The 25,213-nt window shown below is 60.6% G+C and carries 22 protein-coding genes; all 22 read left to right on the plus strand.

Annotation, left to right across the window (positions count from 1 at the left end; genetic code table 11):
- Positions 1-86: 86 nt before the first annotated feature.
- The 22 genes from KOL99_RS10220 (at position 87) to aroB (ending at position 25,204) form a co-directional block, all read left to right on the plus strand.
- Positions 87-1,454 (plus strand): sigma-54-dependent transcriptional regulator, encoded by a 1,368-nt coding sequence (locus tag KOL99_RS10220; protein ID WP_216510380.1) that lies wholly within the window; start codon positions 87-89, stop codon positions 1,452-1,454.
- A 227-nt stretch (positions 1,455-1,681) separates the two neighbouring features.
- Positions 1,682-2,479, plus strand: coding sequence for a DsbC family protein (locus KOL99_RS10225; protein WP_216510381.1), 798 nt, complete (start codon positions 1,682-1,684; stop codon positions 2,477-2,479).
- A gap of 89 nt (positions 2,480-2,568) precedes the next feature.
- Complete coding sequence (locus tag KOL99_RS10230) at positions 2,569-8,184, plus strand: pilus assembly protein (protein ID WP_216510382.1); 5,616 nt, start codon at positions 2,569-2,571, stop codon at positions 8,182-8,184.
- Positions 8,185-8,186: 2 nt separating this feature from the next.
- Positions 8,187-8,654, plus strand: a complete 468-nt coding sequence (locus KOL99_RS10235; protein WP_268898927.1) for a pilus assembly FimT family protein — start codon at positions 8,187-8,189, stop codon at positions 8,652-8,654.
- Positions 8,632-9,021 (plus strand): type IV pilus modification PilV family protein, encoded by a 390-nt coding sequence (locus tag KOL99_RS10240; RefSeq protein WP_216510384.1) that lies wholly within the window; start codon positions 8,632-8,634, stop codon positions 9,019-9,021. The genes KOL99_RS10235 and KOL99_RS10240 overlap by 23 nt, the downstream gene beginning before the upstream one ends.
- On the plus strand, positions 9,018-10,217 hold the full coding sequence (locus KOL99_RS10245) for a PilW family protein (protein ID WP_216510385.1): 1,200 nt from the start codon (positions 9,018-9,020) through the stop codon (positions 10,215-10,217). The genes KOL99_RS10240 and KOL99_RS10245 overlap by 4 nt, the downstream gene beginning before the upstream one ends.
- A 21-nt stretch (positions 10,218-10,238) precedes the next feature.
- The gene (locus tag KOL99_RS10250; RefSeq protein WP_216510386.1) at positions 10,239-10,895 is read left to right on the plus strand and encodes a pilus assembly protein PilX; all 657 of its coding nucleotides are present in this window, start codon (positions 10,239-10,241) and stop codon (positions 10,893-10,895) included.
- Between the two features lie 216 nt (positions 10,896-11,111).
- Positions 11,112-11,606: a pilus assembly FimT family protein gene (locus KOL99_RS10255; protein WP_216510387.1), complete on the plus strand. Its 495-nt coding sequence runs from the start codon at positions 11,112-11,114 to the stop codon at positions 11,604-11,606.
- Positions 11,578-11,985, plus strand: coding sequence for a type IV pilus modification PilV family protein (locus tag KOL99_RS10260; protein WP_328760106.1), 408 nt, complete (start codon positions 11,578-11,580; stop codon positions 11,983-11,985). Before KOL99_RS10255 ends, KOL99_RS10260 begins: the two co-directional genes overlap by 29 nt.
- Complete coding sequence (locus KOL99_RS10265) at positions 11,982-13,139, plus strand: PulJ/GspJ family protein (protein ID WP_216510389.1); 1,158 nt, start codon at positions 11,982-11,984, stop codon at positions 13,137-13,139. Before KOL99_RS10260 ends, KOL99_RS10265 begins: the two co-directional genes overlap by 4 nt.
- Positions 13,140-13,153: 14 nt before the next feature.
- Positions 13,154-13,774, plus strand: a complete 621-nt coding sequence (locus tag KOL99_RS10270) for a pilus assembly protein PilX (RefSeq protein ID WP_216510390.1) — start codon at positions 13,154-13,156, stop codon at positions 13,772-13,774.
- A gap of 246 nt (positions 13,775-14,020) precedes the next feature.
- Positions 14,021-14,218 (plus strand): helix-turn-helix transcriptional regulator, encoded by a 198-nt coding sequence (locus tag KOL99_RS10275; RefSeq protein ID WP_041248407.1) that lies wholly within the window; start codon positions 14,021-14,023, stop codon positions 14,216-14,218.
- A 15-nt stretch (positions 14,219-14,233) separates the two neighbouring features.
- Positions 14,234-15,286: a type IV pilus assembly protein PilM gene (gene pilM, locus KOL99_RS10280; protein WP_216510391.1), complete on the plus strand. Its 1,053-nt coding sequence runs from the start codon at positions 14,234-14,236 to the stop codon at positions 15,284-15,286.
- Positions 15,283-15,831, plus strand: a complete 549-nt coding sequence (locus KOL99_RS10285) for a PilN domain-containing protein (RefSeq protein WP_216510392.1) — start codon at positions 15,283-15,285, stop codon at positions 15,829-15,831. Before pilM ends, KOL99_RS10285 begins: the two co-directional genes overlap by 4 nt.
- A 37-nt stretch (positions 15,832-15,868) precedes the next feature.
- Positions 15,869-16,474: a type IV pilus inner membrane component PilO gene (locus tag KOL99_RS10290; protein ID WP_216510393.1), complete on the plus strand. Its 606-nt coding sequence runs from the start codon at positions 15,869-15,871 to the stop codon at positions 16,472-16,474.
- The gene (locus KOL99_RS10295; protein ID WP_216510394.1) at positions 16,449-16,979 is read left to right on the plus strand and encodes a pilus assembly protein PilP; all 531 of its coding nucleotides are present in this window, start codon (positions 16,449-16,451) and stop codon (positions 16,977-16,979) included. The genes KOL99_RS10290 and KOL99_RS10295 overlap by 26 nt, the downstream gene beginning before the upstream one ends.
- A gap of 12 nt (positions 16,980-16,991) precedes the next feature.
- On the plus strand, positions 16,992-19,766 hold the full coding sequence (gene pilQ, locus KOL99_RS10300) for a type IV pilus secretin family protein (RefSeq protein WP_216510395.1): 2,775 nt from the start codon (positions 16,992-16,994) through the stop codon (positions 19,764-19,766).
- An 18-nt stretch (positions 19,767-19,784) separates the two neighbouring features.
- Positions 19,785-20,183, plus strand: coding sequence for a hypothetical protein (locus KOL99_RS10305; protein ID WP_216510396.1), 399 nt, complete (start codon positions 19,785-19,787; stop codon positions 20,181-20,183).
- A 13-nt stretch (positions 20,184-20,196) separates the two neighbouring features.
- Entirely contained in the window at positions 20,197-22,110 is a 1,914-nt protein-coding gene (locus KOL99_RS10310) for an Ig-like domain-containing protein (RefSeq protein WP_216510397.1), read from the plus strand.
- 152 nt (positions 22,111-22,262) lie between these two features.
- A complete protein-coding gene (aroC, locus tag KOL99_RS10315) occupies positions 22,263-23,444 on the plus strand; it encodes a chorismate synthase (protein WP_216510398.1) in 1,182 nt (393 codons plus the stop codon).
- 168 nt (positions 23,445-23,612) lie between these two features.
- A complete protein-coding gene (locus KOL99_RS10320; protein WP_328760110.1) occupies positions 23,613-24,128 on the plus strand; it encodes a shikimate kinase in 516 nt (171 codons plus the stop codon).
- A complete protein-coding gene (aroB, locus tag KOL99_RS10325) occupies positions 24,125-25,204 on the plus strand; it encodes a 3-dehydroquinate synthase (protein WP_216510399.1) in 1,080 nt (359 codons plus the stop codon). The genes KOL99_RS10320 and aroB overlap by 4 nt, the downstream gene beginning before the upstream one ends.
- Positions 25,205-25,213 lie beyond the last annotated feature (9 nt).

Raw genomic sequence — 25,213 nt, forward strand, 5'->3', positions numbered from 1 at the left:
GGCTGGCTGCTGGCTGCTGGCAGGGTTTCAGGTTTTAAGCTTTCCGACCAGTCCGACGTCCGACCGTCCGACCAAGGAGCACAAGAGTGACCCAAAAGAAAAAAATCCTGGTGGTGGACGACGAGGCGAACCTGCGCCACATGCTCCAGGTCCTGCTGGAAAAACAGGGGTACCTGGTCCAGCAGTCATCCGACGGCGCCGACGCCCTGGCCAAGGCGCGCGAGGGAAGCTACGCCTTCATCCTGTGCGACATCCGTATGCCGGTCATGGACGGCAAGAAGTTCCTGACCGCCTGCACCGAATCCGGCATCGGCGCCACCATCATCATGATGTCCGCCTACGGCACCGTCGACGACGCCATCGACTGCATGAAACTGGGTGCCTACGACTACATCTCCAAGCCCTTCAACAGCGACGAGATCTCGCTGGTGCTGAAGAAGGCGGAGGAGCGGGAGCGGCTCAAGGACGAGAACCGCAGGCTGCGCGAGGCGGTGCGGGGGCGGTCCTTCCCTGACATCATCAGCAGAAACGAGCGCATGGCCCAGATCATGGACCTGGTAAAAAAACTCTCCGAGCACAAGACCACGGTCCTGATCCAGGGGGAATCCGGGACGGGCAAGGAACTGGTGGCGCGGGCGCTGCATAACGGCGGCGTGCGCCGCAAGGGGCCTTTTGTCGCCGTCAACTGCGGGGCCATCCCCGCGTCCCTGCTGGAGAGCGAGCTTTTCGGGCACGTCAAGGGGGCCTTCACCGATGCCGGTCACGACAAGATCGGCCTCTTCGAGGAGGCTAACGGCGGCACCCTGTTCCTGGACGAGATCGGCGAGCTGCCGCTGCCACTGCAGGTCAAGCTGCTGCGGGTGCTGCAGGAGGAAGAGATCCGCCGGCTCGGCGCGGCCGCCGCGCAAAAGGTCGACGTCAGGGTGGTATCCGCCACCAGCAGGGACCTGACCCGGGAAGTGGCGGCGGGTAGGTTCCGCGAGGACCTCTACTTCCGCATCAACGTCTTCGCCTTGTCCCTGCCCGCCCTGCGTGAGCGGGTGGAGGACATCCCCCTTCTGGTGAACCACTTTCTCGAGAAACACGGCGAGCGCATGGGGGTGCCGGGGGTGCGCCCCACGCCCGAAGCGCTGCAGGCGCTGGTGCGCTACGGCTGGCCCGGCAACGTGCGGGAGCTGGAAAACTGCGTCGAACGCGGTCTGGTGCTCTGCGACGGTGACACCCTGGGACTTGCCTGCCTGCCGGAGGCGGTGCGCAGGATGGCGGGACAGGATCGGGGCGAAGTGAACCTCCCCGATTCCCTCTCGATAAAGAAGGGGGCCGAGGCGCTGGAGCGGCAACTGATCGTGCGCGCCCTGGAACAGACGGCGGGAAACCGGACCCACGCGGCGCGGCTTTTGGAGATCAGCCACCGGGCCCTGCTCTACAAGCTCAAGGAGTACGACCTCGGCTGATTTCCAGGTCGCCTCCGGCGCCAGGTACCCTCCAGGTGCCAATTTTTTGCGGAGTGGGGTCCCCTGCTATGAAAAAAATGCGTAGTTTTTTGCGGTGCCACCGTGCTATGGTATGCCACAACTAACCGTATTGACGCTAAAACCGCCGCCTGAGGGTCGCGGATGGGCGCAGGGCACGGTTGTTGCTCGCCATGTCGGAGCAGTGAAATCATCCACGAGGTAGCTGAATGTCCATCGCAAGAAATCTCACCCGCATCTTCGCAGCCTGCTTCACCCTGGTTGTCATCGCTTTCGCCGCACCCGCCTTCGCCATGTCCGAAGGCTGCAGCGGGGAGTGCGCTTCCTGCCACTCCATCACCCTGCAGGAGGCCAGTGGTCTCCTCAAGGGGATAGGACCGGTGACGGATGTGAAGCCGGCGCTGGTTCGCGGGTTGTACGAGGTGACCTTCGAGCAGGGTGGCAAAAGCGGCGTGGCCTACCTCGATTACGCCAAGAAACACATCATCGCCGGACAGGTGTTCGACATAGCGACCCGGCAGCCGGTGGCGAACTCGGCCCAGGCGAAGCAGGAACAGAAGACGTCCAAGGAGCGGCTTGATCCCGCGACGATCAGCACCGATCACGCGCTGGTCATGGGCAACCCCAAGGGGAAGAAGAAGCTTTTCGTCTTCACCGACCCCGAGTGCCCCTTCTGCGCCAAGGCGCACATCGAGCTCAAAAAATTGGCGTCTCTTGAACCGGATCTTTGCATCTACATAAAGCTCTATCCGCTCAAGATACATCCCAGGTCTTTTGACAAGTCGCGGGTGATCCTTTCCAGGAATGCGGTGGAACTGCTGGAGAAGTCGCTTGCCGGGCAGGCGCTGCCGGCCGCTACGGAAAAGGACGCCAGAAAGCCTGTGGATGACACCATCAAGTTCGCCGAAAGTAACGGCATCTATTCCACGCCGACCCTGGTGCTTCCGGACGGCCGCATCATGGTGGGATACCGGGACGCGAAGGCGATGCAGGAGTTGTTGCGGTAGAAGCCGCGCAGCTTTCTCCACTGGCCGTTGTCGAGAGCCTGGAGAACATGATGGACCCTATTCCAGATGAATTTCACCGAGGTGCGCCCATGAGACTTGCAACAAAGATCCTGTCACAGTGTTTGTTCTTGATGCTGCTGTCGCCGTTGGCATCCCAGTCGGCTACTTTGAACGATTACTGCGTGGTCCCGCCGTTCATCCAGGAGATAGCCAAGCCAAACCTGCTGATGATCATCGACAACTCGGCGAGCATGTACGACTTGGCCTACGTCGACAAGGGGAGAAAGACCTGTTCGGGCGACACCTCGTACGCCTGCGACTCGGACGCGACCTGCGCCGCGGTCGGCAAGGGGACCTGCACCCACTTCCTGAGGGAGCCGTACTACTGCTACGACCAGACCTTCTCCAGCGCCAACAGCTACGTCGGCTATTTCGACAGTACCAAATACTACCAGTACGATTTTGATGCAAATCAGTTCAGTGAAGTCGGCAGCATTCCGACATCCTGCGCCGTTGCCGCATCGAGCACCTCGACCGGCAGTGTCATCTGCAAGATCAGGCCCGGCGTGCTCCACGTGAACATGGGCAAGGGGGACGCCTCCGGCACCCACTATTTCTACGCCTCGGGGAAATACCTGAACTGGATCACCGCCTCCAAATTCGACGTGGAAAAGCAGGTGCTGACCGGCGGGAAATACGTAGCCAAGGTCTGCTCGAAAGACACCAACAAGTCATGCCTCGCCGACGGCGACTGCACGGTCAATGGCAACACCGACACCTGCGTCAACGCGTCGAGCTTCATGCAGCCCGAGTCGCGCGGGTGCGTCGGACGCGGGTTCGTAAAAGAGGCGCTGACGAACGACTTCGTCAACTACACCACTGACGCGGACAACACCAACACGTCGTTGCAGATCGCCTTCACCGTCCAGGGGCCGCCCAATCCCGTCCCCACCGCGCCGACCCCCGGCGGACAGACCTACATCAGCGTCTTCGGCGGCAAAGACTACGACTTCGGAAAGTGCCAGGCGGCTATCGACGCTATCGCGACGGGCACAAACGCCACCATCAAAAGCACCGTGGCCGACTGCCTTACCTCCTCTGCGCCCACCACGGGGTACTGCCAGCAAAAAACCACCCAGAGCTGCACGACGTCTTCCCAGTGCGTGCAGAACAGCACCTACTCCACGACCACCAACGTGTGCAGCGGTGCCACCAACCTCTCCTGTACCAGCAACGCGAACTGCTCGATCCCGGAAACCAAAACCTGCGCGAAGGTACCTTCCCAGGTCTGCAACCTTGACAGTGACTGTCAGATTAGCATCCCGGAAAAACTCGGGACCTGCGGTAGTTATTCACCCGGCCTTTCGCAAGGGGCATCGAACCAGTATCCCACCAGTTGCCGGACCAACGCGAACTGCAGCTTCAGTCATGGCAACACCAACTATACCGGTACGTGCAGCGGCTATGTCGCAGCCCAGGCCATTAATAACGGCCCCTGCCAATCCACCTTGGCCCAGAACTTCGGCACCTGTGTTTCGAACTACACCGGTCCCTGCGTCCTGGAGGATGCCGCAACCAAAACCAAGGTCTCCTTCCAGCAGTCCATGCAGGCCTGCTGGCAGCTAAGGGAAGGGCACGCCATCGGCAGTGACGACATCAATACCGTCATCAACCAGTGCTCCGATATCTACGGCAACTTCTATACCTGCTCCAACAACACCCTGCAGACCTGCGGCGGCACCAACGATACCACCACGTGCGGGTCCGGGACCTGTGTCGGCGGGCCGCTGGCGATCGGGCCGGGCAGCCCGGCGCTCCTCTGCGGGCAGGGGTGGGAAGGGCAGTACTACGAGAAAAACTCCGCCGGCGCCTGGGTCCTCAAGGCCGGCTACGACAAATTCAGCCAGGCGATGCTGGACACCCATACCGCGTTCTGCAACTCGTTGAATACGCCGGTGGTCACCGACCCCACCGACTCCCCGTCGGACACTTCCGTCTCCGACAACCTCCCGGCCATCCTGAGCGGCATCGGTGTCGAGGCCCAGATGGGGGCTCCCTTCGCAACCATGCGGGTCCGAATCGCCGCGAACACCCCTCCGAGCGGGCTGGTGCAGGAATTCGAAAACAAGATACGCATCGGCTTGATGACCTTCAACGCGGTCGGCTCCAAGACCGAGGTTGACAACAGCCTGCTCCCGGCGACCAAGGTCTGCTCCAACGCGCCCGAAAGGACCTGCGCTACCGCTGCGGACTGCGGAACCGGCAACAGCTGCAATGCCGTGACCGACAAGGACGGGGCGCAGGTTCTCTCCCTGGTCGGGAAGGGGCACTGCAAAGTCACCACGGGCACCGCGTGCACCAAGAGCGCACACTGCCCCACAGGCGAAGTGTGCGTAAGCGACGGCGCCGGTACGCACACCTCGACCGGCCTCGTCAACAGCATCGACGCCCTGCGCGCCTCCACCTGGACCCCATTCTCCGAGGCCTTCTACGATGCCATAGGCTACTTCGCCATGTCCCCCAGCGACACCACGGGCAAGAGCAGCCGCACAGACCTCAGGCTGAACAGCGACGATTTCCCCTCCGACATGAACCCTTCGGAGTACGTCTGCCAATCCAACAACATCCTGCTGGTCACCGACGGCGCCTCCACGGCCGACCAGAACGGCGACGTCGGGGACGTGGTGAATACCTATAAAGGTGTCTCCGGCAATGTCACCGGGACCTGCCCCAAATATGCGGGGAGCAAGAACCTCGACGACTTGGCCTGGCTGGCCCGCCACCGCAACATCAACGCGTTCTCCAGGACCTCGGCCTCGACCGAAGTGCCGGTCAAGAAGAACCAGATGATCTCCACCTACGTCGTCTTCAACGGCGCCGACAACGGCGAATCCGGCGAGTGCGACAACCTGAGCCTGCTCAGCAACACGGCGAGCAAGGGGGGAACCGACCTCCTGAGAGCCGACATTCCGGACCAGTACCAGGAGACCCTGCGCAAGGCGTTCGAAGCCGTCGCCGGCGGTACCGCATCGGGTACCGCGGCGTCGATCCTCAGTAACAGCGAGGGGAGCGGGGCCAACATCCTCCAGGCGGTGTTCTACCCCTCCAAGGATTTCGAAACCCCGACCGGACAGACCACGCCCACCTTCGCGAGATGGATCGGAGAGGTGCAAAATCTCTGGTACTACGTGGATCCCTTCATCGGCAACAGCACCGTGCGCGAGGACACCAACACCAACAATGACCTCGACATCGTCAACGACTACGTGGTCGACTTCCAGTTCAAAGGGGGCGAGACGCTGGCGGTGCTGACCAAGGACACCAACGGCGACGGCGCCGGTGACACCGTCGTCACCACGGCGATGGACTCCAGGGTGAAAAACCAGGGATTCTGCACCAACAGCACCACCCCCACCAGTTCGTCTTATAGCAAATGCGCCACGGATGCCGGCTGCATTACAGGTGAGACCTGCGTGGTCCAGGGCGTGGTCAACGCGGACGACGTGCACAGCCTGTGGCGTGCCGGCAGGACGCTGTGGGAGCGCAACCTCGATAACAGCCACCGCACGCTCTTCACCTACCTGTACGGCACCACTGCTTCTGGTTGCACGGGAGCCTTCTCCGGCAGCGGATTGTACGACCTGGCCGCCGCCGCCAGAAACTGGGACACCATCAACGCCAACGACAAGTGCATCCTGAAGAGCGTCCTGCAGGCATCCAGCGATGACGAGGCCAAGAACATCCTCAAGTTCGCCGAGGGGTACGACTACAAGGACTACGATTCCTCCACCAACAGCATTCCCGGGACCATCGACAACAAGATACCCAGGAAGCGCACCGTGCAGAGAAACGGCCTCAGTAAGGTCTGGAAACTGGGTGACGTCATCACCTCCACCCCCCGCATCCAGTCCTTCAACAAGCTGAACAACTATCACCTTGACGTGCCGGCGGGGTACGCCGACACCACGTATGCCAACGACGCCACCCAAACCGGTTTCGCCAACTCCACCACGTACAAGGAAAGAGGGATGGCTTACGCCGGGGCCAACGACGGCATGCTGCACGCCTTCAACCTCGGTTCGCTGACCGTCTCCGGTACCGGTCCCGTCAAGGCCACTCTGAACGACAACGGCTCCACCCTGGGCAAGGAGATGTGGGCCTTCCTGCCGAAGCACGTGCTTCCGTACCTGAAGTACCTGGCGGACCCCGACTACAGCCATCTCTACCTCGTTGACGGCCCCACGCGCCTGGTCGACGCCAGCATCGGCACCGATTATGCCAACGCCACCGCGCCCTACGTTGCCGCGGGATGCAACTCCACCGACGACAAATACTGGGCCTGCAAGAGGGACGGGGCCACCACCAACAACAAGAGCTGGCGTACCATCCTGATCGGCAGCATGGGGGTGGGGGGCGCTTCCGCAAATGCAGGCGCGACCTGCACCGACTGCATCAAGACCCCGGTCGACGGCGTGGGGTACTCGTCCTACTATGCCCTCGATATCACCAATCCCGCCAATCCGACCTATCTCTGGGAGTTCTCGGATGCCAACCTCGGGGCTGCCACAACCGGCGCCGCCGTGGTCCGTATCGCCCACACCTTCACCGCATCCGACGGGGTTTACGGCAAGGAAGGGAGCACCCCGACCAACGGCCGCTGGTTCGCGGTCATCGGCAACGGACCGAGCGGACCGATCGACACCACCTACCATCAGTTCAAAGGGAAATCCAACGGTCCGCTGCGGCTGTTCATCCTGGACCTGAAAACCGGCAGTGCTTTCGATCCGATCGTCACCTCGATCAATAACGCCTTCGCCGGGGCCATCGGCCCGGGGCCGATCGACACCGACCGCAGCAAGAGGACCGACCCCGGGTTCTATTCGGACGATGCCGTCTACTTCGGCTACGCCAACTGCAGCGGGAACTGCGGCACGGACACCCCCACCTGGGACGGCGGCATCATGAGGCTTTTGACCAACGAGAGCTCAGACGTGAGCACGTGGTCCCTCAGCACCCTGGTAAGCGGTATCGGCCCGGTAACGACCGCGGTCAGCAAGATTCAGGACCGCAAAAACCACAACCTCTGGCTCTACTCCGGTTCCGGCCGTTACTTCTTCAAAGGGGATGATTCGTCCGCCGCCGGGAAGATCTTCGCGGTGAAGGAACCGTGTTACGACACGGTCAACGATGACATCTACAAGAAGAACATCATCGATGGGCAGTCTCCCAAATGCACCGCCGCAATCGCCTTCTCGACCTCCGATTTCGCCAACCAGACCAGCGACATCAACTCGGTGACCGGAAAGAAGGGGTGGTACATCGACCTTGGGGCGGAAGACACCACCAACAAGTACGGCGCCGAGCGGATCATCACCGAACCTGTGGCCATGGGCAACGGGGCGGTCTTCTTCACCTCGTTCATGCCCTCCACCGACATCTGCAACTATGGCGGCAACTCGTACCTGTGGGGTATGCGTTACGACACCGGGGGGGCCGCTTCCGCGGGGCAGTTGAAGGGAAAGGCCCTGGTCCAGGTTTCAACCGGCAGCTTCGAGGAAATCGACCTCTCCACCGCTCTCACCTCGAACCTGAACAGGAGGATGGCGGTGCCGATGGTCGGTAAACCGCCGACCGACCCTCCGCCGATCGTGTCCAGTTCCGGCAATAAGCCACTGAGAAGGATTCTGCACATACAGGAAAAATAATTATGGATCGACGCGGATTCACAGTGATCGAACTGATAGTCGTGGTCGCCCTGATGGGGTTTTTGGCGGCGCTGGGAACCGTTCAGTTCAACGTCTATATGAAGAAATCACAGATCACCTCCCAGACCAGGACGCTCTACGGTGAGTTGATGCAGTACCGTTTAAAGGCGTTCCACGAGAAGAGGAACTGGACGTTCAAATTTACAGACTCCGGCTACGGGATCTATTCATCGGTCAACGTGGCGGTGTCGCCGGTACGGTCGGTTGAACTGAAGCATCACGTGACGAGCAGCGACACCGCGAATGTGACCTTCGACGGCCAAGGGGGGAGCACCGCCGCGGCGAAGGCCATCTGCGTCGACACCCAAAACGAGGCCACGGTCGATTCGGTTGTCATTTCCACATCAAGGGTTTTGATCGGGAAAAAAGGTGAAGGGAGTTGTGATAGTGCACATATTACCGCGCAATGAATCCGGGTTCACACTGGTAGAACTGATGGTGGCCATGCTGATCATGATGGTCGGCCTGGTGGGGCTTTTACAGACGGTCAACATCGCCATCGAGTACAACCTGAAAAACCAGATGCGCAACGAGGTAGCCCGCGTCGCGCAAGACCAGATGAACGGGATGCGCGCACGCGCATTCGACGCGGTCTCCGCGGTCGCCACCACCAGTGTCAATACCAGCCTGAGAAACATCAACAGGCAGTACGTGGTCACCAGGACCAAGTCTCCGATCAACTCCACCACTGACAGCTACCAGGTGGACGTGAGATGGAAGTACAAGAACGTTTCCACGACCTACTCGATAGCTTCTACAAGGAGTCGCACCGAATGAGCCCCCTGCGTCGTCCAGGTTTTCTCGTGCGCCACGTCCTCCGTTCCAGGAAGGGGTTCACCCTGGTTGAGTTGATCGTGGTCATGGGCATCTTCATGTTCATCATCATCATCAGCAGTGAAGCCTTCAACAAGCTCCTGACCCTCTCCACCCAGCAGACCAAGTCCGCGGAGAGCGACACGCAAGGCATCTTGGGGCTGGAGATGCTGCGGATCGACCTGCAGCACGCCGGCTATGGACTGCCGTGGGAACTCACCTTCCAGGACAACTTTGAGGAGGCGCAGGCCGCGTCGGGGTCGCTGGCGCCGGGTGTCGATCCCAAGGACTACAACGACAACCACAACACCAGCACCGACACCAACAAGGTGCCCCGCGCGGTGCAGGCCGGGACCTCGCCATCCGGAAGCGATTACCTGGTGCTCAAATCGACCCTGATCAACACCAGCGACACCAGTAAGAAATGGGCCTACGTGGAGGGTGTCGGCTCCACCAGCACGCTCAAGGCGTGGGGGAACAACAATTTCGCCAGCGGCGAAAAGGTGGTGACCCTCAACTCCAAGAACAAGCAGTTGATTACCAGGCCGGTGGTCCCTCCCGCAGTGATGACCGCTGACGATTTCTCCTATGGGATCACCTCCGCCACCATGACCCCGCCGGATGGTTTTCAGCCCCCGTCCGAGTCGACGGTCTACCTGGTGTACGGCGTATCCAGCGCCGGCAGCCTGCGCGTCCCCTACAACAGGGTCGACTACTACGTCAAGCGCCCCGCCTCCACCTCGGAGATGCCGGCACGCTGCGCCCCCGGGACCGGCATCCTCTACAAGGCGGTCATGAACCACCCGGCCGGGGACTTCACCGAGCTGCCGCTATTGGAATGCGTGGCGGACATGCAGGTCGTCTTCCAACTCGATACCAACGGCGACGGCGGCGCGGACTCCTTCGCGACGCACACCGGCCTCAGCAGCCTCTCGGCGCGCGACATCAGGCAGCAGCTGAAGACCGTGAACGTCTACGTGGTGGCCCACGAGGGGGGCAAGGATGCCAACTTCAGTTACAACAAGGGGAAGGACCTGGCCGTCGGGGAAGGGTACGGCAGGACGCTGGACCTGCAGGCGCTGGTTGGCGGTGCCGACTACAAAAACTATCGTTGGAAAACGTACAAGATCAGCGTCAACCCGAAGAACATCAATTATTGATCCTCATAAACAGGTACCGTCATGTCAACAGTCAGGAACGAAAATGGTATAGCTTTGGTGACGGCGCTGCTGTTCACCCTCATATCCCTCGGCATCATGATGGCGCTTCTGACCATCGTCATCCAGGGGACGCAGGTGAGCGCCGCGAACAAGATATACAAAAACGCCACGGAAGCGGGATACGGCGCCGTGGACCTGGTGACCAAAGACGTCTTCCCCGCCATCCTGAGCTCCGCGTTCGACTCGACCTATCAGGAGACCATGCAGAACAAGGTCGGGATGGTGCTGTCGTCGACCAATGCCTGCCTGACGCAGAAGATGACTACGTCCACCTCTTCGGTCAACTGGTCCTCCTGTTCCACCCTGGCGACCACCCCCTTGCCCAAGGAAGCTCCCGATTTGACGTTCACGCTTAAGGCGGCCAACGACCCTACAGGCTTCAAGATCTTCACCAAGATAGTAGATACCAAGTGCGGCGGCGATACCTCTGCCGGCCAGCCCTGCACCAATTCCGATACCTCCGGCGTCGACTACCTCGATGCGGGCGGAGGCGTGACCGCTGGCAGCGGTTCGGTGACGCCGCAGCACAAGCCCGCGTATTTCCGCCTGGAAGTGCAGAGCGAACGTGCCGTGAACCCATCGGAAAAGGCCCAGATGTCGGTGCTGTACGGTTACTGATCTCTGTGTAGCCGTCTCAGCGTCTCCCTAACCTCCCTACGCCCCTCCGCCCGCCGGCGGAGGGGCGCATTTCTCCGCGGCAGGCCGTCCGCCCCGGTCCTCTCTTCAATCCTCCCCACAGCTTTATTTTCTTCCGCGCTTTGCTAGTATTGGAAAGTTCAAATTTAAACGTGGCGACCGCGTAAGGCACCTCTACGTGCACCAGCGGGGGGAGCTATGCGATCTGAAGGTTTTTCGCTGGTGGAGATGATGTTTATCGTGGCCATCGTCTCCATTTTGGCTGCCATAGGAACCCTGAGGTTCCGGGAATACCAGCAGCGTTACCGCACGGAGGCCCAGACGCGGCAACTCTTCACGGAACTGCTCAACGTGCGGACCCAGGCCATCTACCAAAGAAGAGGGAAGCGAGTCAAGCTCTACGCCAACCGTTTCGAGGTGTACTCCTCGCTGCAGGACGGCGGCACCGTCAACCCGCTTCAAACACACCCGCTCCCCTATCCCGTTACCGCCACCAGCAACCTCAACCTCGTTGAAGGCGCCAACATCGATTTCGACGAGACCGGGGTCACCAACAGCTGGGGCTCCATCTGCGTTGAATCAGTCGACGGCAACGGCGGCTTCGACAGCGTGGTCCTTTCCACCACGAGGGTCAGCATCGGCAAGAGGGACAAAGGTGATGCCTGTGAAACTGATAGCATCACGCTCTGGTAGGGGCGGCTTCACCCTGGTCGAGATGCTCATGGCGATGTTGGTCATGACGGTCGGTCTCTTGGGGTTGTTGCAGTCGGTCAACGTCGCCTACCAGCAAAGCCTCAGGGATAAACTGCGCAAGGAGGCGACCTCTTTGGCAGAGGCACGCATGCATGACTGGTGCAGGCAACCCTTTGCAAGCATAGTCGGCACTGAGCCCACGGTCGAGCGAGGCGAGAAAGTGGTCGGCGGAGCATCCTGGCGCTACGAGGTCCGCCGTGAACGGCAGGCGGTGGGATCAGACACGGTGAAACTGCAGCTGGTCGTGACCTGGTCGGTCAGGGGGGTGTCGAACAATCATGAAATTTTCGCGCTGCGGACAAGGAGGGACGGGGAATGATCTCTTTCAGGGGGGCGCGAGGATACAGTCTCGTAGAGTTGATCGTCGTCATGCTGGTCTTCGCGGTCGTGATGTCGCTGATCAGCATCTCCTTCAACAACATCGTTCGCAGCGCGGGGCAACTGGGCAAACGGGTCGAGACAGACATCGGCGGGCTGATCGGCTTGGAACTGATGCGCGGCGACCTGGAACTGGCCGGCTTTGGTCTCCCCTACACCTTGCCTTCTGGAATGAACTATACGGAAGCGCCGGACGACCTGCAGCTCGTGCCAGGGTACCCGGAGGCGAAAGCGTATAACTACAATGACAGTCCCTCGGCCGCTCCGACGGCGTATCGCATCGGGAGCAACGTCGGTTTCAACGGCTCCGACTACCTGGTGCTCAAGGGGACGCCGCTGGGCGCCAGCACGGTGTGCCGCAGTTGGTGCTACCTGAACTACAGCGCAACCACCAGGGCCTCGCGCGTCGATCCGGAGCTGAAGATCGGCGAGAAGGACCGCGCCATCGTGTTGCGCACCGGGGCCGACCGCGACGGCAAACCGGTCCGCAAGCTGGTGGCCAGCGGCAACAATTTCACCTTCTTTCTGGACCGGGAGCTCGATAAAAACTTTGCCCCAGCTGACAGGACCGGCAGCTACCTGGTCTATGGCGTGGCGCGCAAGGACGATGCAGACGCGTGGCTCAACTTCCCCTTCAACCGCTCCGACTATCACATCACCCGCAAAACAGACATTTCAACCACCTGTAACGCAGGAACTGGGACTCTTTACAAAACCGTCATAGCCCAGTCCGGAAAAACTCCGGTTAAATATCCCATCCTCGACTGCGCGGCTGACATGCAGGTCGTGCTCTATATGGACACCGACCAGGACGGGGACATCGACTACCACCCCGACCCGGCGGACCACGTGTTCACCGCAAAGGAACTGCGCGAAGAGTTGAAGGAGATCCGGGTCTACATCCTCGCCCAGGAGGGCAAGAAGGACCCGACCTACCAGTACCCGGATCCCGCCATCCGGGTAGGGGACAAGGAGTTGGAGGATCGTCTCGGACATGTCTGGACCTCAACCATGATGAGCGCGACCTTCGGCGCGGACTGGCGCAACTACCGCTGGAAACTGTACACGATCGTGGTGCAGCCCAAAAACCTGTAGCAGGGGAGGGGGAGATGGCGGCTCTTCGTTCCGAAAGGGGTGCAGCCCTGATTACCGCTTTGATGCTGACGACGCTCTCCCTGGTGATCGCGATGGCGCTTCTCACCACCATCATCACGGGGACGCACGTGGCCGCGAGCCAGAAGCGCTACCGCAGTTCTCTCACCGCTGCCCAGGGAGGGGTCGACCTGTTCACCCGCGAGATCATGCCCAGGCTGTTTCAGTCGGACTACGGGGCGACCAGCTTCGCCACCGATTTCCCGGGCTTGGAGCTGAAGGTGACTCTGAGTCCATGCCTGCGTCAGAAACTTACCCTGCCGGGTTCTTCCTGGACCAGCTGCGACCCGGCCCAAGCCAGTTCCGATCCGACGCAGGCGCCTGACGTCTCCTTCCGTCTTGCCGGGCTCCCCGCTGCGGCCGGTTTCAGCATCGGCACCAAGATCGTGAATACCGTTCCGGGAAATACCGACCGCAGCGGCTATCACCTGTTGGACGCCGGGGGCGCTGTGGCAGCGCAGGACGACGTGATCCATCCGCAGCACGTTCCCACCATGTACCATATCCGCGTGCAGGGGGTGCGCGAGGAGCCGGGGACGCAGGAAAAGGCCCGTCTTTCGTTTCTCTACGCCTACTGAAATACCTGCTCCCCGTAGGGGATTCACCGATGGCGCGTTGCGGAAAAATTGCAACGCGCCTTTTTATTGGTATGATCTCCCCATCCCACCCATTAGAATCCGCGTGAGACAGTAGTGGCCACGTCTAAAGGTAATCACTTAGACATATAATTAAAGGTAATTGGAATTAAAATGTTGACATTCCTTTTTAATGGTGTAAATGTGTGCAAAAATTTGCAATGTCTGTCTCACACGCGGTGCCTACTTATGATCATGAACAGCGTCAAGAAACTTCGGGAAGAACGACTGATGAGCAAGGCCGAGCTGGCGCGGTTGGCCGGGGTATCGCCCATCACCATCGACCGGATCGAACGGGGTGAGGACTGCAGGATGGAGACCAAGCGCAAGATCCTGCTTGCTCTTGGATTTTCCCTCTCCGACAAAAACAAGGTATTCCAGGACTAGGGATAGGACCACGCGATGCTTTTCTCCAAGAAGAAGGACATAGTAGGGGTCGACATCGGATCGAGCGCGGTTAAGCTCGTGCAGTTGCGCCCGGCCAAAGGGGGGTTCCAGCTGGTGAAGATCGGGATCCTGCCGCTGCCGGCCGAGGCCATCGTCGACAACACCCTGATGGACAGCTCCTCGATCGTCGAGACGGTCAAGCAGCTAATGGACACCCTGGGAGTGAAGGCCAAAGAAGCCGTCTGCTCCATCTCGGGTAATTCCGTCATCATCAGAAAGATCTCACTGCCGGTGATGCCGGTCGAGGAACTGGAAGACCAGATCCACTGGGAGGCCGAGCAGTACATCCCCTTCGACATCAACGACGTCAACGTCGACTTCCAAATCCTCTCCCCCGACGACCAGGACCCTTCCAAGATGAACGTTCTGCTGGTCGCCAGCAAAAAAGACATCATCAACGACTATATCTCCGTCTTCGCCGAGGCCGGGCTGAAGCTGGTGGTGGTCGATGTGGACTCCTTCGCCGTGCAAAACGCCTTCGAGCTCAACTACCCCATCGACCCTGACCAGGTGGTGGCGCTGGTCAACATAGGCGCCAGTATCTTCAACCTGAACATCGTCAGGGACGGCGTCTCCCTGTTCACCCGCGACGTGCAGATGGGTGGCAACCTCTATACCGAGGAGATCCAGAAGCAGTTCGGCATCAGCAGCGCCGAGGCCGAGGAGATGAAGCTTGGCGCCGGGCACTCAGAGAACCCGCGCCTGGACGAGGTGCTGCAGCGGGTCAACGACACCATCGCCCTTGAGATGCGCCGCTCCCTGGACTTCTACAACTCCACCGCCGGCGAGGAGCGGATCACCAAGGTCTTCCTGAGCGGCGGCGCGGCGAAGACGCAGCACCTGATCGAGGCGGTGCAGCAGAGACTGACACTACCGGTGGAGATCCTGAACCCGCTGGCCCAGGTGGCCGTGAACGACAAGGAGTTCGATCCCAGGTACCTTGACGAGATCGCCCCGCTCATGTCCGTTGCGGTGGGGCTCGCCACGAGGAGGGCTGGAGACAAATGATCAAGATAAACCTCCTCCCGCTGAGAACATCTAAAAAGCAGGAAACGATGCGGCAGCAGATCACCATCGGGGTGGTGAGCCTGGTTCTCGTGCTCGTCGTCGGGGTGGCCGCGTGGGGATATCTGCGCAGCGAGATCAGCACCCTCAAGACCGGCATCGCCTCCTCCGAGGCGGAACTCGCGGCCCTGAAAACAAAGATCGGCGCCATCGACAACCTCAAGAGGCTGCAGGCCGACGTGAAAAAGAAGCTCGACGTCCTGAACCGGCTGCGGCGCGGCAAGTCCGGCCCCGCCGCCAGGCTCGCCGCGCTCTCCGAAACTACGCCTGACAAGGTGTGGCTCACCAAGTACAGCGAGAATGGGGAGAAAGTGTCGCTAAGTGGTGGCGCCATGAGTGAGGAGCTCATCGCCATCTTCATGAAGAGCCTGCAGGCGTCCGGTGCGTTCTCCAACGTGGAGCTGGTGGTCAGCGAGCAGGCCGAGATCACCGGCGTGAAGTACAAGCGTTTCGATCTGGCCCTCCAGATCCTGGACCAGAAGCCGTAGCCGGCGAAGCCCGGCGCGTACAAGCAGAGGCATAGTCATGGATCCACAGATAGAAAAATTGCTGAAGCTGCCGACCAAGGAAAAGGTCGCGCTCCTGGTACTGCTGCTGCTCCTGGAGGGGGTGGGGCTCTACTACAGTCTGCTTCTCCCTCGCATCAACGAGCAGAAGGAGCTCAAGACCAGGCACGAGGAGTTGCAAAAGCAGATCGACGAGAACCGGCGCATCGCCAACAACCTGCCGCGCTTCAAGGCGGAGTACGAGCAGCTCAAGCGCGACCTCGACAACGCCCTGACCGAGCTGCCCAATCAGAAAGAGATCCCTTCGCTTCTGACCAGCATATCCTCCCTGGGCAAAGGGGCCGGTCTCGACTTTCTCCTGTTTAGACCCAAGCCGGAGGTCCCCAAGGACTTTTACGCGGAGGTGCCTGTCGATATCTCCGTATCCGGGACCTTCTTCAGCGTTGCCGACTTCTTCGTCGCGGTGGGCAAGCTGCCGCGCATCGTCAACATCACCAACGTGAATTTCACCGAAGTAAAGGAACTTGGTGGCCGCAGCAGCCTCAAGGTCAACTGCCTGGCCACGACCTTCCGGTTCCTTGACGCGAAAGAGGCGAAAAATGCCAATGCCAATAAACCGAAATAGCGCCGCTTTGTTGCTGCTGCTGGCGCTTTTGGCCGGCTGCAAGAAGGAAGAGGCTCCAGCGCCCGCGCCCCCCGCGCCTCAAGCGCAGCGCAAGCCTGCACCCAAACCTGCCGCGCCGGTGCAGCGGCAGCTTTCCTCGGCGACGAGGCTTGGCACGGGGCTCACCTTCAAGAAGGATCCCTTCAAGCCGTTCCTGGTTCCGGTCGCGCCCGTCGCGCCGGCGACTGGCGCCGCGCGACCCAGCGGCTCCCGCGCCGGGGACCTGCTCCCGATCCAGAGCTTCGAGACGAACAAGTTCAAGGTGGCCGGGATCATCGCCGGGCTCAGGGAGAACAAGGCTCTCGTGGTAGATCCCACCGGCAAGGGATACGTTGTGCAGGTTGGCATGCAGATTGGCAACGCCAACGGCAGGATCTCCAAAATCACGGCTTCGTCTGTGGAGGTCGTGGAGAAGAATGGTCGCAAGAGTAAAACCACCGTGCTCACGCTGGCCAAGAAAAGGTAAGGAGCGTTTCAGATGACCATGTACCAGAGCAGAATTCTTTGTCATGCCATGGCCCTCATCGTCCTGTTGACGGTTTCTGCTGGCTGCGTCAAGAGGATGAGCGCCGTAAACGAGCCTGCTCCGGCGGAGGCCGCGGCTTTTGCGACGCTGCGCTCCGTGACCGTGTCGCCCGACGGCGCCAGCGTGGAGTTGACCAGCGACAAGCCCTTGACCTACACCTCCTACAAGGGAGGCGAGCCGGCGAAAATCGTCGTCGATATCTCGCAGGCCGAGCCCGGCGCGGTGACTTCGCCGATCGAGGTGAACCGCGGCAGCGTGAAGCGCATCGACGTGGAACGTCAGCCGATAGGCGGCAGCGTGCTGACCCGGGTTTCCATCGTGCTCGCCCGTGACGTCGACTTTTCGGTTGCCACCGACCCCGCCAACAAGAACAAGCTGGTGGTCTCCCTGCCGCGCGAGCCCGAGGCGAAGACCGAGCCGGTCGAGTCGAAAGAGGCGCCTATCGCGGAACCGCGCATCGAGGAGAAGACGCTGGTAGCGGACGCGGCAGCCAAGAGCCAGCCCCCGCAGGGGACCGACGCCAAGGCCGCCGTCCCGGAACCGCCCGCACCGGCCGTCGAAAAGCCGGCCGCCAAGGCGGCTCCGGCTCCCCAAAAGGATGCCGACAACGGCGCCGGTTCGCGGCTCAACGCCGTGCTCACGGCCGTCGACGGCGTCGAACTGTCGATCCAGGGGGGAGTGGAGACCTTCAACTCCTTCAAGCTCGCCAAGCCCGATCGCATCGTGGTCGACCTCTTCAAGGTTAAAAACGCGCTTGCCCAGAACGTGATCCCCATCGGGGCCTTCGGCGTTGCCAACGCGCGGGTCGGCTCCACCCCCGACAAGGTGCGCGTGGTGCTCGATGCGTCCGGCGAGGGACTGCCCGGCTTCGAGGTGGTCAAAAGCGACCTCGGCGTCAAGATAAAGCTGAAAGGGAAGGGACCGGCGGTAGCCGCCCCCGCGCCTGCCCCGGTTGCCGCTCCCGTACCGGCCCCGGTTCCTGCTCCGGCACCCGCGCCGGCGGCCAAACCCGCGCCGGTCGCCAAGATGAAGGCCGAGGTCCCGCCGGGTCGCCACGTGAAGGGTGCACTTGAGGCGGTCGACTTCAAGATCGTGGACGGTGTCTCGCGCATCTCGCTGAAACTCTTCGGCACCTGTGAGCCGGGAGAGCCGGTGCGCGCGGCCCAGGGGCTCACCCTGACCATCAATAACTGCCAGGTGCCCAAGCCGCTGCAGCGCGCCATGGATACCTCCAAGTTCGGTTCCCCTGTCCTTTCCGTGACGCCGTACCAGGTGAAGGTCAAAGGCGGCTACGTTACCAAGATCGCCGTCAAGATGCAGGGGAGCCCCGAGTACACGACCAGCCGCAAGGGTGACGTGCTCACCTGGGACTTCGTTAACCCGGGACCCGCTGTGCCGGCCAAGCTCCCCCCCGCACCGGCTGCCAAGCCCAAGGTGGCGGAAGTATCCGACGAACTGGCCGCTGCTCCCCCCGCGCGCTCCGAGGAGCAGATGACCGACGTTTCCGGAAACGTCGAGAAGCGAGGGGTGAAAAAGGCGTACAAGGGGAGGAGGGTCACCCTCGAGTTCTCCGACGCGGACATCAGGAAGATCTTCCAGCTGATCGCGGAGGTGAGCAATCTCAACTTCCTCATTGCCGACGATGTCACCGGCACCATCAGCATCAAGCTCGTCAACGTCCCCTGGGACCAGGCGCTCGACGTGATCCTCGACGCCAAGGGGCTCGCCATGGTGCAGCAGGGCAACATCGTCCAGATCAAGCCCCGCAACAAGATGCAAAACCAGGCCGACGAGGAGCTCGCGGCCAAGAAGGCCGCCGAGCGTATGATGGAGCTCAGGACTGCCGTCTTCGAGGTCAACTATGCCTCCGTCAGCGACGTCGCCATGCAGTTCAACATGCTGAAGAGCGACCGCGGCGTGATCACCAAGGACGAGCGCACCAGCCGCGTCATCGTCAAGGACATTCAGCCTGCCCTGGACGACATGCGGGCGTTGCTGAAAAACCTGGATTCGCCCGAGAAACAGGTACAGATCGAGGCGCGCATCGTGGAAGCGACCTCGACCTTCACCCGCGATCTCGGCGTGCAGTGGGGGCTTAAGTACGCGGACGGTGCAGCCTCGATCGCAGGTGTCAACTCTCTTGAAACGACTTTCGGTGGCGTGGTTTCCTCCGCTGGTCCGGGCTCAAGCGGTGCCGGCGGTATCGGGATGGGTGTCTCCTTCGGCAAGCTCACCAGCAATGTTCAATTGGACATGAGGCTCGCCGCAGCTGCCACTATCGGGCAGGTGAAGATCATCTCCACGCCCAAAGTGGTCACGCTGAACAACAAGGCGGCCAAGATCTCCCAGGGGCAGTCGATCCCGTACCAGACGACTTCCGCAGAGGGGACCAAGACCGAGTTCGTCGAAGCGGCTCTCACCCTCGAGGTGACCCCGCACATCACCGCCGACGGCTCCGTCAGCATGAAAATCAAGGCGAGCAACAACTCCCCGGGGACCGGTTCCCCGCCGCCGATCAACAAGAAGGAAGCGACCACCGAACTCGTCGTCTCCAACGGCGACACCACGGTCATCGGTGGCATCTACGTCGACAATGAAACCGTTTCCGATACCGGCATTCCCTTCCTGGCCGACATCCCGCTGCTGGGGTGGTTGTTCAAGTCGAACTCCAAGCAAAAGACAAAGACAGAGTTGCTCATTTTCATAACGCCTAAAATTGTTCTGTAATCTGAGGAGAAAATGTATATGTTAAGACGTTTGAGCGGTATTTTGGTCCTGGTAGTTTTTCTTTTTGCTATCGGCGGGTGCGGTAGCGGCGGGGACAGCGGGACCAATGGAACCCTAACTCTTGCTGCCAGTTCAAATTTGGTTGCTGGCACGCATGTCGTCACCGCGAGTGCTGTGTACAGCAATACCACCGCAAAAAAATTTCAAGGCATCCCAATAACCTTTACCTATACGGCACGTAGCGCTTCAGGTGTAGTTCAGACAGCCTCGTATACGGCTATTACTGATGACAGCGGCACCGCCTATGATCTGCCGAGATCCTTCACCCAAATCAACGAAGCGATAGCTGTGACTATCATTGCAACCGTCGACGGGCTTAGAAGTGCACCAACTATTATCGAGCTATCTGCTCTGTAAAGGAACATACTTTATGATAACGCGCCAGTTGTTAAGATTGTCATTGCTTGTGCTCGTGGCCCTGGTGCCCCTGTTTTCAGGCTGTTCCGGTTCCGGCAACTCTGGTACCAACGGTTCGACTATTACCATCGGGTCGTCCAACGCAAACATGGTCCTGGACAGTTCCTCCCTTGACATCGGGGGCAGCACCACGGCAACCGTTACTTTCAAGAAGGTCGACGGAAGCCCCGCCGCTGGCTATGCAGTAAATTTTTCCACCACCAACGGGACTCTTACGCCGGCTTCCGGCATTCGGACCGACCAAAACGGTGTAGCCACTGTTAAACTCACTGCTGGATCTACATCGGGGCAAGGGCAAATAACTGCCTCCGCCATGATTGATAACAAACTGGTTTCCAACACCGCGCTGTTCAGCGTTAACCTTCCGCCGCTGCACCTTGCCAACCTCAGGCTCGTCGATAACGTCGGCGGCTCGATCAACTACGGCAGCAGTCAGGGTGTCGCCGTAGACGTGCTCGACGTTAATAACAACCCTTATACTGCGCAGGCCGTTGACGTGGTCTTCACGTCGACCATGACAGGTCAGGGCAAGGCCACCATCAACTCTCCGGTCTCGACCGTGAATGGTGTAGCCTCTACGACCTATACTGCCGTGACTGCAGCCGGTGATGACACCATTACCGCCTCGATAGCCGGTTCGTCGAAGACGATAACCCTTAATGTCATTCCTTTGACGGCCGCATCTATCTCTTTTGTCTCCGCGACGCCCTCTGCCATAGGTCTGAAAGGAATGGGGGGAGTCGGGGTGCAAGACAGCTCCCTTGTCACGTTCAAGGTTCTTGATACCGTTGGTAACCCCAAAGCAAACCAGGCAGTGACCTTCTCGCTCAATACCAATGTCGGCGGGCTGGCGCTATCCACCACAACTGGCAGCACCGATACCAATGGCCTGGTCAGCACCAGAGTCCAGTCAGGTGTTATTGCGACACCGGTCCGTGTTACGGCTTCCACCACTGTCGGGACTGCCACACTTACCACGCAGTCGGACAAACTCACCGTGTCCACCGGTGTTCCCGCGCAGGATGGCTTCTCTGTTTCCCTGGGCAACATGAACGCGGAGGCGTTCAACTACGATGGGGTCACCTCCACGGTCACCGCTCGTCTCTCAGACCATTTCCACAACCCGGTCCCGGACGGTACGGCCGTTTCCTTCACCACTTCCGGCGGTTCCATCGAACCTTCCTGCGTCACCGTCAAGGGCGCCTGCACCGTCACCTGGACCAGCCAGAATCCACGTCCGAGCATCGCTGGTGGCGCCTTGGGTGAAGGCCGTGCTGTGATACTTGCCTATGCAGTCGGTGAGGAATACTTCCTTGATCTCAACGGCAACGGGCTTGCCGACGTGGGCATCGACACCCTCCAGGACGACCCGGAGGCCTTCCGGGATGACAACGAAAATGGAGTCCACGATGCCAACGAAACCTTCATCGATTTCAACAACGATGGCATTTACAACACTGGTGACGGGAAATACAACGGTGTCCTCCAGGGTAGCGGCAACAGTGGCGCGCCGATCTCCAAAAACGTTTTCAGCAACTCCGTTCTGGTCATGTCGACTTCAGGCGCGAACATAACGACCTCAACCAATACGCTGCTGGCGCCGGGAACTTTCACGGTTACCGTTAGGGATCTCAACGGCAACACCATGCCTTCGGGAACTACCATCGTAACCTCAGCTCCTTTCGGCACGCTCACGGGTAACACCAGCTACACGGTCCCCATGAACGTAGGGTACGGGGTCACTCTCTCCTTCAACCTTGCCGGTTCGGATACGCCCAAGGCGCAATCCGGCTACATCACCATAACTGTAACAACACCGAAGGGGCTTCAGACCACAAAACTGATAGCAGTGTCAGGTAACTTCTAACCGGATCCAACGCCTGATACAGCTAGACCTTGACCAATGAATGCCAGGGGAACCCCTGGCATTCGTTTACCTAAGTCCTCAACTACGATCCCATTACGACAGTAACTGATTCAGTTCGCAGCACCGCTACTTTACCAATTGTAGGAGCAGGCATGTTCAGATACCTTACCGCGGGCGAATCCCACGGACCGCAGTTGACCGCCATCATCGAAGGGATCCCCTCCGGGTTGAAGCTCACCGAAAGCGACATCAACGCCGACCTGTTGCGCAGGCAGGGGGGGTACGGCCGTGGCGGCCGCATGAAGATTGAAACCGACCGGGCCAGCATCCGCTCCGGCGTGCGCTGGGGCGAGACCCTCGGCTCACCCATCACGCTGGTGGTGGAAAACTCGGATTGGGTGAACTGGGAACAGCGCATGTCGGTCAACGCGGAGCACCGAGACGATTCCATCCGCGTCACCCGCGCACGCCCGGGACACGCCGACCTGCCCGGCGCCATGAAATACGCCCACAAGGACGTGCGCAACATCCTGGAGCGCTCCAGCGCGAGGGAAACCGCGGTTCGTGTCGCGGTAGGTGCCGTCGCCAAGGCTTACCTGGCCCGCTTCGGCATCGCCGTGACCGGCTGCGTGGTGGAATTGGGCGGGGTGAAGGCGGAGCGTCCCGATCTCTCCGTAAAGGCGCTGCAGGACGCCATCGCGTCCTCGCCGGTTTATACCTATGACGCCAGGGCCGAGATCGAGATGGTCGAGGCCATCGACCGCGCCAAGGCAGCGGGCGACACCCTGGGTGGTGTGGTCGAGGTGAGGGTGACCGGTGTGCCGGTGGGTCTTGGCAGCCATGTCCAGTGGGACCGCAGGCTGGACGCGCGTTTAGCCGCGGCCGTCATGAGCATCCAGGCATTCAAGGGGGTAGAGATCGGCGCGGGTTTCGAGACGGCGCGACTCCCGGGATCCCAGGTGCACGACGAGATCTACTTCGACGAGCAGCGCATGGCGCGCGGCGAGAAGACCGGCTTCTACCGCAACACCAACCGGGCCGGCGGCCTGGAGGGCGGGATCACCAACGGCGAGGAGATCGTGGTTTTCGGCGCCATGAAGCCGATCCCGACCCTGTACACGCCGCTCAAGTCGGTCGACATCCTCACCAAGGAGCCGTTCGAGGCGACCGTTGAGCGCTCGGACTGCTGCGCGGTGCCCGCCGCTTCGGTAGTCGCCGAAGCCGTGGTCGCCGTCGAAATCGCCAACGCCTTCATGGAGAAGTTCGGCGGCGATTCCGTCGCAGAGACCGCCAGGAACTACTCGTCCTACATCGAGTACCTGCGGGAGTTTTAAAGACAAAGTTATTAACGCAAAGCCGCAAAGGCGCAAAGAACACAGATAATCAGGGTCTTAACCCAAAATGTTTTTGTCTTTTGTTCTGTCTTAGCGTCTCTGCGTCTTTGCGTTACCCAATATGCCTTTTGCTTGATGTCTTTTGGGTCTTTGCGTTAGAGGTTTTTTGTGAGTTTCGAAAATATTTTTCTCACCGGCTTCATGGGGTGCGGCAAGACCAGCGTAGGCCAAGTGCTGGCGCAGCGGCTGGGGTGGTCCTTCGTCGATCTGGACCAAGTCATCGTCCAGGAGGCGGGGCGGAGCATCAAAGAGATCTTTGCCGAAGAGGGCGAGCCCTCCTTCCGGGCGCTGGAGTCCAAAACGCTGGCACGGGTGGCCAACGGTTCGGCTCAGGTGGTTTCTACCGGGGGCGGCGTGGTGATCGCGCCCGCCAATCGCGCCGTGATGCGCAGCCATGGCTGCATCGTTAACCTGACCGCAACCGTGGAGTCCATCGCGCAGCGGGTGAGCGGTGACAGCGAGCGGCCCTTGCTGGCCGATGACGCATCGGCATTGAAAATTCGCACCATGCTGGACGGCCGCGAGCAATTCTACGCCGACGCCGATGTCCGGATCGACACCACCGGCAAGGAGATCGCGACGGTTGCCGATGAAGTACTAGATTTCTGCAAGGGGTCCTTGTGAACGTCCAACAGATCAAAGTTGCTCTCGGAGAGCGGAGCTACGACATACAACTTGGCGCCGGCATCCTCGGAACCGTCGGCACCCTCTGCCGCGAACTGGGACTGACGGGCACCGCGGCCGTCGTATCCAATACCACCGTCGCACCGCTTTACTACGAGTCGGTGCGCGCCTCCATGGAAGCGGCGGGGTACCAGGTGCTCCTGGTATCGCTTCCCGACGGTGAGGCGTACAAGAACAGCGCCACGCTGAACCAGATCTACGACGCCCTCGTCGACGCCTCGCTCGATCGCGGCTCCTTCATTATCGCCCTGGGGGGCGGCGTGATCGGGGACATGGCCGGCTTCGCCGCGGCGAGTTACCTGCGCGGCATCCCCTTCGTGCAGCTCCCCACCACGCTCTTGTCCCAGGTCGACTCGAGCGTCGGGGGGAAGACCGGCATCAACCACCCCCGTGGCAAGAACCTGATTGGCGCCTTCTACCAGCCCAAGGCGGTACTGATCGACGTGATGACCCTGGACACGCTGCCGGAGCGGGAGTTCCGCGCCGGGTTGGGGGAGATCGTCAAGTACGGCGCCGTGCTGGACGGCGACTTCTTCAGGTTCCTCGAGGCGAACGTCGCCGCGCTGCTCGCCCGCGACAAGGACGCCCTGATCGAGGCCGTCGCCCGCAGTTGCTCCATCAAGGCCAAGGTGGTGGCGGTGGACGAGAGGGAAGGGGGGGTACGCGCGGTCCTGAACTACGGCCACACCCTCGGGCATGCCGTCGAGACCCTCACCGAATACACCAGCTACCTGCACGGGGAGGCGGTGGCCATCGGCATGGTTCAGGCCGCCAAGATCTCCCAGCATTTCGGCTACTGCAGCCAGGCCGACCGTGACCGGATCGAGGCGCTCATCGCAGCGCTGGGGCTGCCGGCCGAGCTCCCCTTGTTCCCGTGCGAAAAGTACGTGGAGGCTCTCTCCCACGACAAGAAGGTGCGCGACAAGGGACTGCTCTTCATTTGCAACCGCGGCATCGGCGCCTACAAGATGGAAAGGGTCACCGACCTCAAGGCACTTCTGGAGATCTGCGCATAGGAGCGTGAC

Source organism: Geomonas azotofigens (assembly GCF_018919395.1).
GTDB classification, from domain to species: domain Bacteria; phylum Desulfobacterota; class Desulfuromonadia; order Geobacterales; family Geobacteraceae; genus Geomonas; species Geomonas azotofigens.